Source organism: Thermus sp. (assembly GCF_056332225.1).
The window spans coordinates 1-632 of the sequence record NZ_JBWGQW010000209.1 but is presented as its reverse complement, the minus strand read 5'-3'; the positions used below and the strand labels follow the sequence as shown (position 1 = coordinate 632).

The following is a 632-nucleotide window of genomic DNA, read 5'->3' as shown; positions in this document are numbered from 1 at the left end:
GGGACCTCCACGACCCCATCCAAAGCGCCGTGGTCCCTGACCTGGTCCCCGAGGAGGAGGTGGACGAGGCGAACAGCCTCATCCTCCTCGCCGACCGCCTCTCCGAGGTCCTCTTCGTGGGGGCGGCGGGGGTCCTGGTGGCGGCGGTGGGCCCCGCCTACGCCTTCTACCTGGACGCCCTCACCTACCTGGCCTCGGGCCTTCTCCTCACCGGTCTCCCCTCCTTAAGGCCTCAGCGCCTCCCCAAGGCGGGGTACCTGGAGCGGGTGAGGGAGGGCCTGGGCCACCTCCTCCGCCACCCCACCATCCGGCGCGCGGTGGGCACGCTCTTCGCCGCCGCGGCCTTTGGCTCGGTGGAGACCGCCTTGGGCGTGGTCCTGGCCATCAAGTGGCTTGGGGTGGGCTCGGCGGGGTTCGGCTTCATGGAGGCGGCCATGGCTCTGGGGGCCATCCTGGGAGGCGTGAGCCTCCCCTACCTCCTGAAGCGGGTCCAAAGGGAGCGCCTCTTCCTCCTCGGCCTCCTCTCCTTCGGGCTTTTTGAGGCCTCGGTGGGGCTTTTCCCGGTGTTCGCCTGGACCTTGGTGGCCTTCTTCGTGAGCGGCTTCCTCAACATGGCCTTCATCGTGCCCGCC

Annotated in this window: 1 protein-coding gene; it reads left to right on the top strand. The window is 69.8% G+C overall.

Annotated elements, in window-relative coordinates; translation table 11 throughout:
- Positions 1-632 (top strand): MFS transporter (locus AC01Y6_RS10950; protein ID WP_476671561.1); only part of this gene is annotated, 632 nt, incomplete at both ends.